Origin of the sequence: Mesorhizobium sp. 2RAF21 (assembly GCF_052115345.1) — a bacterium.
GTDB lineage: Bacteria > Pseudomonadota > Alphaproteobacteria > Rhizobiales > Rhizobiaceae > Mesorhizobium > Mesorhizobium terrae.
In genome coordinates this window covers 14,324-30,914 of record NZ_JBFRGM010000019.1, presented here as the reverse complement: position 1 = coordinate 30,914, position 16,591 = coordinate 14,324, and the positions used below count along the sequence as shown (strand labels likewise).

Sequence of the window (16,591 nt, the reverse complement as noted above, 5' to 3'; positions counted from 1 at the left end):
CTCGCAAGGTTGGCGAAGAGACGGCGGCCAGAATCGGTGCGACAGGATGCACCCGCGCGCCGGTTTCAGGGAGCCGGTGCCAGATCAAAATCGCGTTAGCGGAGACTTCGTCAGTCCGCCATGGCGGTGAAACAGGCCCTTGGTGGGAACAATCACGGTGGCGATCCGGGCCTGGCTTGCACGACTAAAAGCCGTCCTATGGGGTGGATTCCGAGATCGCGGGCATGGCGGTCCCTATCCCCGGCTCATGTTTGAAGGCAACGAATGTGTCTGAAATCTCGACCCTGCTGAACAAGCCGCTTTCGTCGATCAATCGCACGCAAACGGCGTTGAAATAGACGATCCAGACGCTTCTTTCCTCGCGCAGGAGCGCGCTTTCCAGATTGGCAAGAACGCCCCGCAGGACGGTTTCCCCAAAGGGATTGAACAGGAAAACCAGCAGATTCCCGGAGGGGAACTGGTAGTCGATCGCGTCCATTTGAAGTGTCGAAACATCCTGGCAGACGCGCCTCGATGCGGGGTACTTCAGAATGTTATCGGCGGCGACCGCGTTCAGCTCATGCGAAAATTCCACGCCGATCACTCGTTTGAAGGGATATTCGGACGCGATCATGAGGATGCGACCTTTCCCGGAGCCCAGATCGCAAAAGGAAAAATCTTCCAGATTTGCCGACAAAGCCTCGATCGATCTGCGGATCAGAAAGGGCGCCAATGTCTGATAGTGCGCTCCTTCAAGCTGATGGGGACTATCGATCTCCAACTGCCATAAAGGAACATTGCCTTCGGTGTCGGTACCGAATTCACGATCGAACGCGCTGCCTTCGGCATTTTGATGCCGCCGACCTCGCAACCTTGCCATGCCAACCCGCACAAGCGCGGCAAACCCGTCGCGATGCAGCCTGAAGCGAAGCCGGTCGAAAGCCAACTTCAGTTGATGTGGTTGAGCAAACCCCATCCGCGGATCGCTTTCTGAAGAAAGACGGCACAACGAATTGCAATTATATCGTTTTCCCGTTTCGGTGACCAGTGTTCTGCGAGGCCGTCGCCGGTGCCCGAAGCCGCGGGCGGATGGCGGTTGTAACCGAGGCAGGGCAGGCGGTGGTGATCTCGATCGTTGAGCGTCAATCCAACGTCTCTATGAGCGATTGGCCTTCCGCCTGATTGCGTGACAGCGATGGCGCGCGGGGTTTCAACCGGTCCGATAAGCGCAGACATCGCCGCCGAAAGCCGGATGAAGTCCGCCGCAAGGTTGAGATTCAGAAGCGCCAAAAGTGAGAGCTTCGTCGGCTTGCCGGTTTTCCAGTGTGTCGTCGTGCGATATAAACCCTTCGTGACCTCGGGGCGGGATGGCAACGCACGAAACCTGCAAGTTCCGTTAACCCCGGTTCGAATCCGAGGCGAGGTCTCCAGTCCGCTTCCTGTTTGACCAAAGCCGTGGCTTCGGGCGGTAAGGCCTGCGGGTTGTTAATTGCAAAATATCTATTGCAAAAAAATGTAATCGTTAATATCTAGATATCGAAAATGATGCCGCGCCATGTGAGTGCGGCGGCTTAAAGCGATTTCGAGAGGATGTGCGATGATCAAGGTGACCGATAAGCTCTGGGTTTCCGGACAGCCGACCGAGGCCGATGTGGCTGCCGCCGGCGAGGCCGGCATCCGCAGGATCGTCAACAACCGCCCCGAGAATGAAGAGCCGACCCAGCCCAGCATGGCGGATGCCGCCGCGCTTGCGGGGCAGGCGGGCATGGATTTCGTCAACATCCCCGTGGCGCCGGGGCGCTATACGCTTGAGACGGTGCGTGCCTTCCAGAAGGCGGTAGTCGAGGCCGACGGGCCCGTGCTTGCGCATTGCAAGGGTGGCACACGCTCCGCCACGCTGTGGGCGATCGGCGAGGTTCTCGACGGTAGGATGTCGGCCGACGAACTCGACGCGGTCGGTCAGCGGCTCGGCATCAATTTCGCCGGTGCCAAGGACTGGCTGCGCAACAACAACTGACGATTTGAACCTGAACCGATCGTGAGGCTTGCCATGAACCTGAAAGCCGAAGTGACCGCATTCTTCGATCCCCGGACCTTTTCGGTGCAGTATGTCGTCGCCGATCCGGCAACGAAGAAGTGTGCGATCGTCGATCCCGTGCTCGATTTCGATGAGAAGTCGGGCACTACGGCGACCGTCAATGCCGACCACATCCTCGACTTCATCGAGGAACGGGGGCTGGCGGTCGAATGGATCCTCGATACCCACCCGCATGCAGACCACTTCTCCGCGGCCCGTTATCTCAAGTCGAAGACGGGTGCGCCGACCGCCATTGGCGAACGTGTCGTCGACGTCCAGAAACTGTGGAAGGGCATCTACAACTGGCCGGAGCTGAACGCGGACGGCTCGCAGTGGGACAAGCTGTTCGCAGAGGGCGAGACCTTCTCCGTCGGTGAACTCGAGGGAAAGGTGCTCTTCTCGCCGGGGCACACGCTGGCCTCGATCACCTATGTCGTCGGCGACACGGCCTTCATCCACGATACGCTGTTCATGCCTGACAGCGGCACCGCGCGCGCCGATTTTCCCGGTGGCAGCGCCGGGCGGCTCTGGCAGTCGATCCAGGAGATCCTGTCGCTGCCGGCGGAAACGAGGCTGTTCACCGGCCACGACTACCAGCCGGGCGGCCGCGAGCCGAAATGGGAAAGCACGGTTGCCGAGCAGAAGGCCGGCAATTCGCACATTTCGAAGCTCTTGACCGAGGCGGAGTTCGTCGCTGTGCGCGAGGCGCGTGACCGCACGCTGCCGATGCCAAAGCTGATCCTGCATGCGCTGCAGATCAACATCAATGGCGGCCGCTTGCCGGAGCCCGAGGCCAACGGCAAGCGCTACCTGAAATTCCCGCTCGACGCGCTGCAGGGCGCGAACTGGGGGTAGAGAACCATGGTCCAGCAACCGAACATGCCGGTTGCCGATCTGCTCCAACGGGCAGGAGAGGCATCCGAATTCCTCAAGAAGCTCGCCAATCCCAACCGGCTGATGATCGCCTGCGCGCTTGTCGACGGCGAGCACTCGGTGCGCGAACTGGAAGACAGTCTCGGCATCAGGCAGCCGGGACTGTCGCAGCAGATCGCCGAGCTGCGCGATGCGGGCCTGATCGTCGGACGCAAGGAATCGAAGTCCGTCTTCTACCGGCTCGCCGATGAACGGGTGAGGGCGGTCGTTACCCTGCTCTACCAGATGTTCTGTGCCCCGGGCGCTGACGCCAGAAACGAAAGCTGAGAGAAATGACCGAATTCACGCCGATCGCCTCCACCCTTGGCGGCGTCCTCATTGGCTTGTCCGCGGCTCTGCTGTTGGCCTGGGAAGGGCGCATCGCCGGCATCAGCGGCATCGCTGGCCGCTTGCTGCCGCCCTATCTCGACGGCGCTTTCCTGTCGCGCCTTGGTTTTGTTCTGGGGCTGATTGCGGCGCCCGTGATTTATTCCATGGCGACGGGGCAGGCGGTGCTGCAGTCGGTCTCGTCCAATCTGCCGCTGATGGCCGTGGCCGGGCTGCTGGTCGGCTTCGGCTCTGTGTATGGCAATGGCTGCACCAGTGGCCACGGCGTCTGCGGCCTCTCCAGGCTGTCGCCGCGCTCGCTTGTCGCCACGATGACCTTCATGGCGACAGCCTTCGCCACCGTCCTCGTCGTCCGTCACATCGTGGGAGCATGACCATGTCGTTTCTCGTCAATCTCGCGCTCGGCCTTTTGTTCGGCGTCGGGCTCGTCGTGTCGGGCATGTCGGACCCGGCCAAGGTGCGCAACTTCCTCGACCTGTTCGGCACCTGGGACCCGTCGCTTGCCTTCGTCATGGGCGGCGCCGTTGTCACGGCCTTCATCGGCTACCGCATCGTGCTTCGCCGTCCCAAGCCCGTTGCCGCCAGCACGTTCCACCTGCCGGCGAAGACCGACATCGACAGCAAGGTGCTGGTCGGACCGGCCATCTTCGGCATCGGCTGGGGCCTTGGCGGCTTCTGTCCGGGGCCGGCGCTGACCGCCGCAACCTTGGGCGCTGCCGGTGCCTACGTCTTCCTGCCGACGATGTTCCTCGGCATGTGGCTGGCCCGCATCGTGGCCAACAGAAAGCTCGCCGCCGCCGCGGCGTGACGACATCGCCGGACCGCAACTGACCGTCCGGCAACACAGACATTTCAGATCGGAAAGGACCGGGCCATGTTTCTGGAACCCGTTCAATATGCTTTGGGTGCACTCTCCGGTGGCGTTGTCGGCCTCAGCCTCGGCCTGTTCGGCGGCGGAGGCTCTATCCTGGCCGTGCCGCTGATGGTCTATCTCGTCGGCGTTCCCAACGCGCATCTCGCCATCGGCACCAGTGCCGTCTCGGTCGCTGCCAATGCCATGACCGGGCTCGCCAGCCATGCTCGCAACGGCACCGTGAACTGGCGCTGCGCCGCCGTCTACAGTGCTGCCGGCGTGCTGGGCGCCTTCTTCGGCTCGTCGCTCGGCAAGGCCATTGACGGTCGCCATCTGCTCTTCTTGTTTGCCGGCCTGATGTTGGTCGTCGGGGCGCTGATGTTCCGGCGCCGCGGCGTTGCCGGCGATCCGACTGCCGTCTGCAGTCGCGAGAACGCGCCCCGAGTAATGGGTTTCGGCAGCGGCACGGGCTTGTTGTCCGGCTTCTTCGGCATCGGTGGCGGCTTTCTGATCGTGCCGGGCCTGGTCGCGTCGACCGGCATGCCGATGATCAACGCCATCGGCTCATCGCTGGTCGCCGTTGCTGCCTTTGGCATGACCACCGCTATTTCCTATGCCCTGTCGGGCATGGTCGACTGGTCGCTCGCCTTCGTTTTCATCGCTGGCGGCATAGCGGGCGGCCTCGGCGGCTCAAGGGCCGCCATGCTGCTTGAGACGCGCAATGGCGCGCTCAACATGCTGTTTGCGCTGATGATCGTCGTCGTCGCCATCTACATGGCCTGGCGCAATATGATCGGTGGCTAACAGCGCTGGCAGAGCGCTGCCTGTGCCGCTTAGCCCTTGCGTCCACAGACCGGTTCGACCGCCATGGGCGCGGCTCTCGATTGTGAAGTCGACGGCACAGGTCTCGACAGACCCTGATAGCGGCTGGCTTGGCGAGGCCACGAGGAACATTGGTGCCCGGCCCGCGAACGGGCCTTCAACCGGCTTTCAAAGCATTCTGAATTGATGCCAAGTGAAGTTGCGCGCTGCAAATGTAACGCGCAAGGACACTTGGCATATGACCGAGGGACGGCGGGAATAAGCGGGATTTGCCGGGAAACGCCGAGAACTTATGGAAATCAACGCATTACGCGGGGAAGGTGGTGGAATAGTGGCCAGCGGCTTGCCATAGTCGTCTGCCAAGTGAAGTTGCGCGAATGCGCGTCCAGGGGCGCCGCGAGGGCGCAAATGCGGTGAAACGCGGCCTGGAGGGCGCCATGGCGGGAACGCTGGCGGGGTTCGGCCGTAGCGGTTCCCACCTTGCGATTCTGTTGGCCGACAAAGGTTTCGCCGGCAACTGCCCATATTTCGCGGCTGCGAGGTGGGAACCACAACGCTCGATCGTGGTCCCCACCGCTGGTGTTACTGTCGCGGCAATTCGTTGTCCTCGGCCAGGTCATCTACCGTGGCGTGGAAGAGCGCGGGGTTCGGGCATGTCGGGGTGGAGATATAGTCGCGTATGCCCTGGACGCCGCAGAGGCTCGGGGTCGGTCCCTGCAAGGCACCCTCCTTGCATGCCCTGCAGAGGCGCGTGAAGGCGGCCTCCAGCTGCAGAGAATAGTCTAGTGGCCTGGCGCCGCCCCACCCGGTCGCGGGTGTCGCTTCCGACGGGATCGTCAGATTGCCGCCGACGACATTGGTCATGTACTTGGTGCGCAGATCGTCGCGAACGGCACGATCGTTGAGGTTGGCGAGGCTGTAGGTATTGCCGCTCGGTACAATCCCGAGCGCCTTGGATCGGGGCCATTGCGCAAGCGCGTGGCACGAGATGCAGGATGAGCGAAGGTTGTCTGCAGGTCCGTTCAAACGCCCTTGAAAACCCGGCCACGGGCGTTCGTTCCAGGTTTGGCCCGGACCGCGCCAGACAAAGCCGGCGAGGTCGTCGTTGAGGTGGGTTTCGGCCAGAACCGCGAAGTCGTCGCGGTTCTGGGTCGCGGCATCTGGGTCGTTGCCCTGCATCAAACCGACCGGGACGAGGTTGTCGAAAAGGCCATCGCCAGACTTCGGTCCCTTCCAGGCAAAGGTGCCAAAGACCCATTTGGTCGGCGATTGGGGATCGCGGGTCGCGATATCGACCTGGAGCAAGCGAACCGTCTGTTCCGTGCGTCCTTGTCCGGCCGGGCCGTCAATATAGGCGAGAACCTCGGGCGAGCCGTCGAGATAGGGGATCTGATCCTTGGTCGCGTTGGTGAAAAGCAGCTTGAAGGAGGCCGCCTGGTCGGGGAATGTCCAGCCGGCGGCGGGAATGGCCGGATTGCAGGGCTGGCTGAAGACCTGCGACAAGGCATAGGCGCCCTCGGCATTGTAGAACCCGACCGCCCAAACCTGCAGGCCGCCCGGCGATCCGGGTGCGAGGTCGCCAGGATCGGGACTGCGTTCGCGCGTCAGGCCAAGATTTCGTTCGCGGCCGTTGGGAGTGTAGTCCATCCACGGCGAGATCCACCATTGCGCGTCGGCACGCATCGTCGCCTTGCCGTCTTGGATGGTCAGGCCGGCGGCCTTCGCCTCGCTCAGCACCGCGGCCATGTAGGCCCGCCAATCGCTGAAAGGAATGTTCGCCCAGGCGTGATTTGAGCTTGCCGGAAGTGCTGCCGGCAGGTCGGTGCGCCAGGGGAGATTGATCGAATGAGTCTGCGGATTGTAGGCGGTGCTTCTTTCGATCGGCATCAGCCCACATGAGGCGAACGGCTCGGCCGAAGCGCGGTCGATGGTGCCCATCGCCAACAAGGTTGTTGCTACGAATGCAAGCTTCCTGAGTAATTTGGTCGACATCCGAATTGCCCCCGTTGTCGAAAACTATGTCCTCATTCGCAAAATCCCAACGAAACCAAGTGCTTTTCGACGCCATTGGCGGAGCCAATTTGTTAAAGGTGGCAGCCGGCATCACGTTTCTCTGCCTCCTTCATTCGAAGCTAGTGCAAGACCTGCATTAGCTTCCATGAGACTCCTCACATTCGATCCAGATTGGCGCGGGCCTTAAGAATTGCCACCAGGCAAATGGTGTCGGTGTTCAGGCGTTGAACGGATTGACTGACAAGGGGCGTCGAGGTTCGATTTTGATAAGAACCCTCATCTTCAGCTGAAGCGATTACTAGCGGCTTTGCGCCTGTCGACGATAGAGCTAGGCTTTATCGTCGTCCGGAAGCAAACATCGTTGGTGACCATGCTGGATGCGCGGATAGAATATCTAATTTACATATTCAATGTGACGGACCGTCGAGCCAGAAAGAAATTTTGCGAAAGCCATCTTAAAGTCGAATTTCGTCATAGGTTCTAGAAATAGAAACTGTCCTTGCGGGTTTATTTCCAACCAGACAAGCTCTCCAGACGGTAGAATTTTCATATCTATAATCCCCATCTCTAGATTTAGCTCGTGCATAATCCTAAAGATGCGGCCACGCGTGGTCTCATCAACTTCGACAATTACCGACGGAATATCCAAATTGTCGCGCCAATCCATCTCCTTGCTGGAAATTTTGACGCAGTAAATATTCGATCCAAACACTTGGATTCTAAGATGCTCTGTCCCGGATATACGCTCCTGATATATTGCCGGTGACGCATTCACCGCAACTGCGTCGATGTCATCTGTTTGTATCGCTACAGAAAGCAGATTTTGTAGGCGGGTGCCTCTGAGTGTTTTTAGAACACCCTCGCCACCCAAATTTCGCAAAAATTGCCTTACCTCGTTGTAGTCTTGAGATACGAGGGTGACAGGTATCCGAAATCCGGCCCTTGACGCCGCTTCAAGCTGTAAAATCTTATCTTCTGCCGCTGCATTGGCTGTAGGGTGATTTATCCAGCGCCCATCAAATGCAGCTAATAGACCTCCTCTGAAGGCGGCGGAGCTATCATTGTTGATAAGATCAATTTGGGCTGCGCTCAAATTGCCAATGCCCTCTATCGTCTGCTCGCGGCTTCCTCTTCTCCACCAAATAGTAGCAAATTCCGACGCTTGGCGTCTGACGCCATCGGAGTCAAGGAAGCTGAACTCAACTTCCTTTCCTATGTCTCTTATTGTAATTGATGATGAGTATGCTATTGAATCTACTTCAAATATGCAGCAATCTATGCCGATTTGTTTAGAGATGGTTTTTCTAATTACAGCAGCGTGTAGGTCTCCTTTAACGGATACTATCAAAACCCTTTGTGGAAAATGCATCTAAATTCCACCAATCAATTCTATGTCCAATTATCGCAGTCGTCGTTTCCTCCGCCAACGCCGCCACATCCAGAAATACTCATAATCCCAACGACATCACCCGCTCTCACATTCAGGCCGACCTCAAGGCGCATTTTTTCTTCCCACTCAGCTATTTGTGTAGGCGTTGTAGATTTGCTGAACGTCAACTCACGAGGAAAGACTTTTGTCCTAGCGCTCTCCGAAATCGCCTTCTGGTAGAAAAATACCGCTGGTGCTTTCGCCATTTTCCAAGTTCCCCCGTTTTTGATCGCGTTAACCTGACGGTATTTGGGAATACTGTCAAGTTATGGTGACCGCATCCGCGTAATGCTTGGTTGGCTGAGAATGTCGTGCAGTCCTTAGCAGCCTACATCATAGCAGAACTGAAGAGGAGGCGGATGTGCGGAGTTTATTGGTTCCATAATTCCCTTTCTTTCGGTGCGGTCACAGGACATTCACTTGACGCCAAGTGCCTCTGACCTGCTGACCTGCCACTGAACTGTCATCCAGTGGCGATTAGAGCCTCGGCCATTTGTGTTACGCCGTAGGGCGCGGGGTGAGCAACCGGCGGAGACGCGAAGCCGTCAATGAGCGCAGCGTCGTAGCCGGTTGCGGCGAGGGTTCCGGCGAAGGCCGCCGGGGTCTGGTATCCGAGCGATGAATGCGGTCTCGCGGTGTTGAAGTCCTGCTTCCATTCGGCGATGGCGCTGCGGGCGTGATCCAGGCCGAAGAACAAGCTCTCGTTCAGGAGCTCGTCGCGCATCCGGCGTTGAAGCTCTCGACATAGCCATTTTGCATCGGCTTTCCCGGCGCGATGTAATGCCAGTCGACGCGATCATCCTTGGACCATGCAAGGATGGCGTTCGAGGGGAACTCGGTGCCGTGGTCCGAAACGATCGTGTCCGGCTTGCCGCGACGACTGATCAGATCGGTCAGCTCACGTGCCACCCGACGACCGGAGATCGACGTGTCCAGGATTGCGACCAAGCATTCGCGCGTCACGTCGTCGACGATGTTGCGCACCCGGAAGCGTCGGCCGCAGGCGAACTGATCGTGCACGAAGTCCAGTGACCAGCGTGCATTCGGTCTCGCCCCGACCAGGATCGGCGCTCGCGTGCCCACCGCTCGTCGCCGCGCCCCAAAAAAGAAGCGCGACCTCGACATCTGGAAAACGATCCAAGCATTTATCGCTACCGCTAGTAGGCGATTTATTATCGCTAGCGGCGATATTGTATTTGACATAGATGGGAAGAGCAGCCATATTGGGAATGTGGTGATTGCTCATGCTGAACCCGTCGAAGTGTGGGGCCTGGAGCCCTGTGGGAGCCTAGTGCTCCCGACTCAATCCCGTCGTCTGGCAGGGACCGTGGCCGCGCGCCGCACCCGTCGGGCTCCGGGTGCGGCATATTCGAGGTCAAACGTCGCTGAACAGTACCTCTGTTTCTACGGGCGTCCGGCACTTAGGCCGGCGGGAGCAGAGGAATATATCGATGAGCAACCAAAATCATCACCAGCGGCGGCGTCGCCAGCCTAACCGCGATTGGCTCTGGAAGCTGATCGTCGGTCTTGGTCAGGCAGCATATTATGTTGCGCGTTTCTGGTTCTGGTGGTCAGACCGGCAATGAGCGGCGACCTCGAAAGTAGCCGAAGGAGCGTCGAAATGAACGATATCAAGCGTCCAATGATAAACGACGCACTTCGCTTGTTGCGCCTATATCTCGGATTGTCGCAAAAACAGATTGCGGTCGAACTTGACCTTTCTCAATCTATGATTTCCGAGATTGAAAACGGAACAAAGACTGTTTCGATGGATGTCTTAGACAAGTATAGTGTGAAATTTAATGTCCGCATGTCGCAGCTTTTGTTTTTTGCTGAAGAGTTGGATGGTGAACCTCTGAAAATGAGAGGCAAGCTCATCATTGCTAATCGGGTGCTCAAGTTACTAGAAAGGCTTTCGCCGCGGGAAATCGCCGATGCCTCGTAGCGCCAAGCTGAAGCGCGTTGAACGGTATGAGCTTGAGCGGTCACCACTTGCGCAAAAGCCCACGCAACGCGAGATCGCTGTCTTGCTGAGCGAAACAAGGGACGACCTGCGGCGGCTTGTAAACTACAAGAATGAGTTCATCGTTCGTCGGCAAATCACCACGGGGAAGAAGGGAAAAGTCCGCGATCTGGCCTATCCTGTTTCGAGGCTCCGGGCGGCGCACGAACGTCTGAAATTTCATCTAAATAAAGTGAAACAGCCGAGCTATCTTTTCAGCCCTCGTACTAAAAGGGGGCAGCGCGACAATGCAGCACTCCATCTGGATCAAGACCAGTATCTGACTCTCGACTTGAAGCAGTTTTATCCATCGACAAGCGAAGACATGGTGCGGCGTTGGTTTCGCGATGAGCTCGGTATGTATGATGATGTGGCAGGTTTGCTAACACATCTTTGTACGATCGACGGCAAAGTTTCATTCGGCTCACCTTTGACTCCCGTACTGTGCACCTTAGTGCATCGTCGGATGTTTGATCAGATTGCCGATATATGTGACGCTCGTGGACTTCGATATTCAGTTTGGGTGGACGACCTCACCATCTCGGGGCGCTTCGTTCCAGGGGAGGTTTTGAGGCGGATACGGGCTGTCGTGTGTGCGGCAGGATTGAAATCGCACAGCATAAGGTACCGCAGTGGGAACCGCCCGGTTTTCATAACAGGTATCGGAGTTGTTGGTTCGAGGCTCGTTGCTCCCAACTCCCTCAATCTGAAGATCAGGGAATGCTGGGCTGAATATCATGACGCGGAAACTGATTATGAGCAGGATTTTCTGACCCAGCGTCTCCTGACTTACCTTGGTACCGTAAGGCAAATTGCTGGTGCGAAATCAGAGGTCGGTCGTAAAGTCGCTGACGAAATGAACTCCCTCCGGCAAAAGCGGAACAGAAGATATTTAGCTGCGGAGGAGCACCGTCGCCTCAGGCGCGAGGAACAGTCGAAAGTGGTCACCACGGAGATAGGTGCCGCGCCATTCTAGCCTTTGAAAGCACACGCGCTAAGGTTCGCTACGGTGATTTGGTCATCTGATCGTTTGCTTTACTAGAAGCGGTACCGACGGCGCGGGCATGATGATGGTTGAGCCAAGTTCGCATATCGGCGATCAGCAGTGTTGACTGCTTCTTATCGAGAACAGACAGCCTTGCACACGGTATCGCTTACGTCAGTCCAGTTTGTGAGGCGGAGATACTGCTCACAGCTTGAACCCCAGACCGCTCACGCGCAAGCTTGCCGGTTGGTTGAAGCTGAAGCGTCTGATACCCACAGTCAATCCACCGCGTAGCGAAGCATCATGACGAAACCGCCGAGCAGGCGCACGACGATGTCCTCGGCCTCGATCGGGATCGGGCGCATGTCGACGGCGAGGTCGGCGGTGTGCATCATCAGGAAGGGCGGCTTGTAGATGCGCAGGACGGTTGCGAGATTGCCGTCGCCTTTGCGTATCTCGGCGACGACCGGCTCGCCGTCGCGCGGTTTCTTCGTCGCGCTGAATTCCAGGATATCGCCGGGCAGATAGCCGGCCAGTTCGATGGCGCGGCTCATCACCCGCCAGCGCGAGCGGCCGGCCTGTGGCCGTGCCCCGAAAGCGAGGGTGGTGCCGCCATAGGGCGCGACATCGCTGCCGTCGCCGCGCGCCGGGGCGGCATCCACCCGCGCCTGTTCCGGTAGCCAGTCCATCGGTTCGGCGCAGCTATCGGCGATGCGGCGCAGATAGTCGAGGTTCGGCTTCAATGTGGTGCCGTTCAGGTAATTCTTCAGTGTCTGCAGCGGGATCTCGGCCAGCCGGGCAATGGCCGACGGGCCGCCATGGCTGCCGACCACGCGCTTCAGCCAGCGCCGCCACGGCTCGTCGCCTCTCGGCCATTCGGACTGGTGATTGTTGTTTTCTTGGTTATCCACCGGCGCTATGGTCCAATTCTGTTGACTTTAGTCCATTTCTGGACCATCTGGAAAACCAGAAACTGCTCTCGACCGGTTCGGCGGCGGGCCGCCCGGTCACTTCAGGGTAGAGCCGTGCACAAGGGCAAGCACACGACCCGATACGACCGACACGCGATCCTGGCGGAGATCAAGCGCCGGCATGGCACTTTAAGCGCCTTCGCCCGGCATACGCCCGTCTCCGCCTCGGAAATCTCGGCCGCGCTCGGCTCATCCTACCCGAAGGCGGAGAACGCGATCGCGGCGGCGCTCGGCATACCGGTGCAGACCCTATGGCCCGACCGCTATTGGCCGAACGGCAGGCGGCGTCTTTTCCCTAGCACCGCGCCGGTAAAGGAAGCGAGTCAAAAGGCTCGAAGTGGTACGGACCAGGAGGGGGTTCGATGATGCGACGGCGGTCCGAAAATCGCGACGAAACCGACAGAAACCGCATCTTCGGTGCGCCGGAACCGGCGCCGCGGCGCAACTGGCCGATCGTGCTTATCGCTTTGGTGCTGATCGCCTCCAACATCGTCGCCGCCGTGCTTTCCATCGACCTCATGATGGGCGGCTCGACGCTTGCCCATATCGTCGCCGGCGCTGTCGGGCTGATCTGCCTGTCGCTGGCCATCTGGCTGATGAGGAAAGCGCTTTGACCGCCTTCCAATCCGTGACCGTTTGCCCCCCATCGGTCACGGTCGGTGCGCCCGCCGCTCCACCCCCAGGCGGCGGGCGCATTTTTTCGACTAGGCAAGCTGCTGGGGAGGGGCGCTGATGCCGGGCGCGCGGGCGACGTTCAGGCGCATCGCGGTCGCGCTGATCGACGTGCCGGAAGGCCGGTTGTCGGCAGCGCGCGCCGCCCGCGTCGAAACCATTGCCAAGACATCGCGCGCCATCGGCCTCTTGCAACCGGTCAATGTCGAGGCCGGCGAGGATGGTCGTTTCCGGCTGATCGCTGGTGCCAAGCGCCTGGCGGCACTGATAAAGGCCGGCGAGGCAGAGATCGATGCCCGCGTCATCGCAGCCGGAACGCTGGACGAGGCTGGCCGGCGGCTGATCGAGATCGTCGAGAACCTCGACCGGCAGGACCTGACCAAATTGGAGAGGGCCGAACATCTGGTGGCGCTGAAATCGGCGCATGAGGTGCGGTTCCCAGACACAAAACGGGGCGGACGGCGCGGCAACCAGCACAGCGGCGGCGTCGTCCGGCAAAGCGAAATCTTTGCGTTCAGCCAGGAGGCCGCCGAAATGACCGGCCTGTCGCGCCGCGCCATCGAGGTGGCCGTGCAGATCGTCTCGGCGCTTTGCGAAGACAGCAAGGTCCGCCTGCGCGGCAGCTGGCTGGAAGACCACCAGGCCGGCCTGAAGCTTTTGTCGGAACAGAAGCCGGCAGTGCAGGGGCGTATCCTCGACATTTTGTTCGCCTCGCCGCCGGAGGCTGCCAGCGTCGCCGATGCGCTTGCCTTGGTCGAAGGGCGGCGCCTTTTGTCCACGGCCGAAAAACTGTTCGCCTCGACGCTCGGAAACTGGTCGCGGCTGTCGGAACGCCAGCGCGCATCCTTCCTCGACACGCATGAGGCGGCGATCAGGGCGCACGCCAGGGCGCGCGGATGGTTTCGATGAAGGCTCGCGACCGCCTCACCGCCGACTTGTTCGATTGGCAGCCGCCCAAGGTGGCGGTGGGGTTCGAAGCAGACCTTTCCGGCAACCGGCTGGGCTCACGCATCAGCCGCGCCGTTTCCCTGGCGCTGAAGGAATGCGGCAAGAGCCGCGTCGAAGTGGCCGAGGCGATGAGTATGGAACTCGGCTACCCGGTCAGCGCCGATATGCTCGACGCCTATGCTTCCGAAGCCAAGGAAGGCCACCGCATCACGCTGGAGCGTTTCGTGGCGCTGGTCACCGCCACCGGTTGCCTCGACCTGCTCGGTTTCGTCGCCGGCCTGTTCGACCACGTCGTGGTGCCCAGCCGTTACCAGTCGCTGATCGAGCTGCATCTGATCGAGGAGCATGAAAAGGACCTCGCCAGGATGAAGCAGACGGTCGAGGCGAAGTGGAGGGCCGGCCGATGAAGGTCTGGTTCACCGCCGCCGAATTCGCAGCCCTTGCCGCAGCCGGCGAACTGCCGGGCCTGCCGACGACCAAACGCGGCATGAACATGCTGATCGCACGCGAGGGCTGGGACCGGCACGCCAGCCTGTGCCGCCGGCGCGAGGGCCGCGAGGGTGGCGGCGGCACCGAATTCCATCTCGACCTGTTGCCGCTGTCGGCCAGGCTTGCCCATGCCGGGCGCCATTGCCGCATCGAACAGGACGATGTGCGGCCGGTCCTGACCGATGGCGATGCCTTGACCATGCGGGCGCGCGGCGAACGCGACGCCCGGCTAGCGCTCACTGCCGTGGCCGACCGGTTCCGCCGCGAGCAGGGGCTTTCGCAAGCCGCCGCCGACGAATTGGTGGCGAACCTGTTCAACAGCCGTTCAATCGCGCTTCCCGCCTGGGTGCAGACGCAGGTCAAACGCGCCAGCGGCCGTTCGTTGGCACGCTGGCGCTCCGCCCGCGACGCCGGCCAGGCCGACCGGCTCGGCCACGATCCGGCGGTTGCGCGCAAGGGGTCGAGCCAGCTCGACCGGGCGCTGGGCGGACAGGTGCGCAGCGTACTCCTGGCGGCGATCGCCAAGATGCCGTTCCTGTCGGCCGGCCGAGCGCTGGAGCTGATCCGCGACCGTTTCGGCGAGACCTTCGAGACGCCGGCGCTGAGGACGCTGCAGCGCCAGCTCGCCATCTGGCGCCAGGACTACAGCCACGAGCTGATGCTGCTCACCGATCCCGACGGGTTCCGCAGCCGCATCGAATATGCGGCGGTGGGCGCGACCAGGGCCGAGCGGCTGAACCAGCTTTGGCAGATCGACGCCTCGCCGGCCGACATCATGCTGAAAGAAGGCCGCCATTCGATCTATCTGGCGATCGACGTTTTTTCCCGCCGCATCAAGGTCTTGGCGACACCGACGCCACGCGCCGCCGGCGTCGGCCTTTTGATGCGCAAATGCCTGCTCGCCTGGGGCGTGCCGGAAAAGATCAAGACCGACAACGGCTCGGATTTCACCGCGCAGGCGACGGAGCGGCTTTTCGCGCTGCTCGGCATCGAGACGGAACTGTCGCCGCCTTACCAGCCACGCTCGAAAGGCATGGTCGAACGCGCCATCGGCACCTTCCAGCGCGATCTCGCCGGCCTGCCGGGTTTCGTCGGCCATTCGGTCGCCGACCGCAAGAAGCTCGAAGGCCGCAAGGCGTTCGCGCAACGTCTCGGCGCCGATCCATCTGAACTGTTCGGCGTCGACATGGACATCGTCGAGTTCCAGACCTGGTGCGACGACTGGGCGGACACAATCTATGCCTCGACGCCGCATGAAGGGCTCGGCCGGCGCACTCCGTTCCAGGCCGCGGCGAGTTTTTCCGGGCCGATCCGGCGCATCGACAATCTTGCGGCGCTCGACATCCTGCTTGCGCCGGTTGCCGGCAAGGACGGTTTGCGCACCGTCGCCAAGACCGGTATCCGCATCGACGGCGCGCATTATTTGTCCGGGTCGGTCATGCCTGGCCGCACGGTGTTCTGCCGCATGGACCCGGCCGACATGGGTCGCATCCTTTTGTTCGAACCGGACGGCACCAGCTTCCTCGGCGAGGCGGTCTGCCCGGAACTCGCCGGCCTCGATCCCGTCGCCACCATCGCCCGCGTCAAGGCGGCGCAAAAGGCGCATCTCGACGACCGCATCAAGGACATCCGCCAGGAGATGCGCCGCATCGGTCCGCGCGCCGTGGTCGACGCCATGCGCCGCTCCGGCGAGAAACGGGCGGGTAATCTCGTGACCTTCCCGCGGCCGTCACAGGCGCATGTCACGCCGGCGCTCGATGCCGCGGCGCGGGCGACGGCACGCAACGAACCCGCCGCGCTCTCCGAAGAGGCCGCCAGTGTGCATGCGCGGCTTCTGGCCGATGCCGGTCCGGCAGTCGTCGCCTTGCCGGAAACGCGCGAGCAGCGCTTTCGGCGCGCGCTCGATATCGAGGAGCGCGTTGGTCGCGGCGAGCCGGCGCGGCAGCAGGAGCTGGTCTGGCTCGGCGGTTACCGCCAGGGCTCCGAATACCGGGCCATGCGGCAGATGCTGGATGAATTCGGTCGCGCCGCGCTCAGTCTTTAGCCGGCCAGTTGTCTTGCGTGCGGGTTGTTGGCGTCGGGCCGCGAATG

18 protein-coding genes and 2 pseudogenes are annotated in these 16,591 nt (G+C 60.8%); 13 read left to right on the top strand and 7 right to left on the bottom strand.

Annotation, left to right across the window (positions count from 1 at the left end; genetic code table 11):
• Positions 1 to 196: 196 nt before the first annotated feature.
• On the bottom strand, positions 197 to 955 hold the full coding sequence (locus AB4136_RS25885) for a class I SAM-dependent methyltransferase (protein ID WP_137900802.1): 759 nt from the start codon (positions 953 to 955) through the stop codon (positions 197 to 199).
• A complete protein-coding gene (locus tag AB4136_RS25880; RefSeq protein WP_137900801.1) occupies positions 928 to 1,353 on the bottom strand; it encodes a hypothetical protein in 426 nt (141 codons plus the stop codon). Before AB4136_RS25880 ends, AB4136_RS25885 begins: the two co-directional genes overlap by 28 nt.
• A gap of 223 nt (positions 1,354 to 1,576) precedes the next feature.
• Here AB4136_RS25880 and blh point away from each other — a divergent pair.
• The 5 genes and pseudogenes from blh to AB4136_RS25855 all read left to right on the top strand — a co-directional run bounded on the left by blh (position 1,577) and on the right by AB4136_RS25855 (position 4,973).
• Positions 1,577 to 2,911: pseudogene (gene blh / locus AB4136_RS25875) on the top strand (bifunctional sulfur transferase/dioxygenase Blh).
• A 6-nt stretch (positions 2,912 to 2,917) separates the two neighbouring features.
• Entirely contained in the window at positions 2,918 to 3,256 is a 339-nt protein-coding gene (locus AB4136_RS25870; protein WP_441931746.1) for an ArsR/SmtB family transcription factor, read from the top strand.
• A 5-nt stretch (positions 3,257 to 3,261) separates the two neighbouring features.
• Positions 3,262 to 3,690: a YeeE/YedE family protein gene (locus tag AB4136_RS25865; protein WP_137900800.1), complete on the top strand. Its 429-nt coding sequence runs from the start codon at positions 3,262 to 3,264 to the stop codon at positions 3,688 to 3,690.
• Between the two features lie 2 nt (positions 3,691 to 3,692).
• Positions 3,693 to 4,124, top strand: coding sequence for a DUF6691 family protein (locus AB4136_RS25860; protein ID WP_137900799.1), 432 nt, complete (start codon positions 3,693 to 3,695; stop codon positions 4,122 to 4,124).
• 66 nt (positions 4,125 to 4,190) lie between these two features.
• Positions 4,191 to 4,973, top strand: coding sequence for a sulfite exporter TauE/SafE family protein (locus AB4136_RS25855; RefSeq protein WP_137900798.1), 783 nt, complete (start codon positions 4,191 to 4,193; stop codon positions 4,971 to 4,973).
• 600 nt (positions 4,974 to 5,573) lie between these two features.
• Here AB4136_RS25855 and AB4136_RS25850 read toward each other — a convergent pair.
• The 4 genes and pseudogenes from AB4136_RS25850 to AB4136_RS25835 form a co-directional block, all read right to left on the bottom strand.
• Positions 5,574 to 6,983: a hypothetical protein gene (locus AB4136_RS25850; RefSeq protein WP_441931744.1), complete on the bottom strand. Its 1,410-nt coding sequence runs from the start codon at positions 6,981 to 6,983 to the stop codon at positions 5,574 to 5,576.
• Positions 6,984 to 7,398: 415 nt separating this feature from the next.
• The gene (locus tag AB4136_RS25845) at positions 7,399 to 8,373 is read right to left on the bottom strand and encodes a hypothetical protein (protein ID WP_137900797.1); all 975 of its coding nucleotides are present in this window, start codon (positions 8,371 to 8,373) and stop codon (positions 7,399 to 7,401) included.
• A 20-nt stretch (positions 8,374 to 8,393) separates the two neighbouring features.
• Positions 8,394 to 8,639: a hypothetical protein gene (locus AB4136_RS25840; protein ID WP_137900796.1), complete on the bottom strand. Its 246-nt coding sequence runs from the start codon at positions 8,637 to 8,639 to the stop codon at positions 8,394 to 8,396.
• Positions 8,640 to 8,896: 257 nt separating this feature from the next.
• Positions 8,897 to 9,531 (bottom strand): annotated as a pseudogene (locus AB4136_RS25835) (integrase core domain-containing protein); the annotation flags it as partial.
• 353 nt (positions 9,532 to 9,884) lie between these two features.
• On the opposite strand from AB4136_RS25835, the gene AB4136_RS25830 reads away from it, so the two are divergent.
• The 3 genes from AB4136_RS25830 to AB4136_RS25820 are packed head-to-tail and all read left to right on the top strand — an operon-like array spanning position 9,885 to position 11,411.
• Positions 9,885 to 10,019 (top strand): hypothetical protein, encoded by a 135-nt coding sequence (locus AB4136_RS25830; RefSeq protein ID WP_441931743.1) that lies wholly within the window; start codon positions 9,885 to 9,887, stop codon positions 10,017 to 10,019.
• 35 nt (positions 10,020 to 10,054) lie between these two features.
• Positions 10,055 to 10,378, top strand: a complete 324-nt coding sequence (locus tag AB4136_RS25825; protein WP_137900795.1) for a helix-turn-helix domain-containing protein — start codon at positions 10,055 to 10,057, stop codon at positions 10,376 to 10,378.
• On the top strand, positions 10,368 to 11,411 hold the full coding sequence (locus AB4136_RS25820; RefSeq protein ID WP_137900794.1) for a reverse transcriptase family protein: 1,044 nt from the start codon (positions 10,368 to 10,370) through the stop codon (positions 11,409 to 11,411). The genes AB4136_RS25825 and AB4136_RS25820 overlap by 11 nt, the downstream gene beginning before the upstream one ends.
• 287 nt (positions 11,412 to 11,698) lie before the next feature.
• On the opposite strand, the gene AB4136_RS25815 is transcribed toward AB4136_RS25820, so the two are convergent.
• Entirely contained in the window at positions 11,699 to 12,331 is a 633-nt protein-coding gene (locus AB4136_RS25815) for a hypothetical protein (RefSeq protein ID WP_171020946.1), read from the bottom strand.
• Positions 12,332 to 12,445: 114 nt separating this feature from the next.
• On the opposite strand from AB4136_RS25815, the gene AB4136_RS25810 reads away from it, so the two are divergent.
• From AB4136_RS25810 to AB4136_RS25790, 5 genes are all read left to right on the top strand, one after another.
• Positions 12,446 to 12,757, top strand: coding sequence for a helix-turn-helix domain-containing protein (locus tag AB4136_RS25810; protein ID WP_171020945.1), 312 nt, complete (start codon positions 12,446 to 12,448; stop codon positions 12,755 to 12,757).
• Complete coding sequence (locus AB4136_RS25805; protein WP_137900791.1) at positions 12,754 to 13,005, top strand: hypothetical protein; 252 nt, start codon at positions 12,754 to 12,756, stop codon at positions 13,003 to 13,005. The genes AB4136_RS25810 and AB4136_RS25805 overlap by 4 nt, the downstream gene beginning before the upstream one ends.
• Positions 13,006 to 13,123: 118 nt before the next feature.
• Complete coding sequence (locus tag AB4136_RS25800; protein ID WP_137900790.1) at positions 13,124 to 13,972, top strand: ParB N-terminal domain-containing protein; 849 nt, start codon at positions 13,124 to 13,126, stop codon at positions 13,970 to 13,972.
• On the top strand, positions 13,969 to 14,418 hold the full coding sequence (locus AB4136_RS25795) for a hypothetical protein (RefSeq protein WP_137900789.1): 450 nt from the start codon (positions 13,969 to 13,971) through the stop codon (positions 14,416 to 14,418). Before AB4136_RS25800 ends, AB4136_RS25795 begins: the two co-directional genes overlap by 4 nt.
• Positions 14,415 to 16,544, top strand: coding sequence for a DDE-type integrase/transposase/recombinase (locus AB4136_RS25790; protein ID WP_137900788.1), 2,130 nt, complete (start codon positions 14,415 to 14,417; stop codon positions 16,542 to 16,544). Before AB4136_RS25795 ends, AB4136_RS25790 begins: the two co-directional genes overlap by 4 nt.
• Positions 16,545 to 16,591 lie beyond the last annotated feature (47 nt).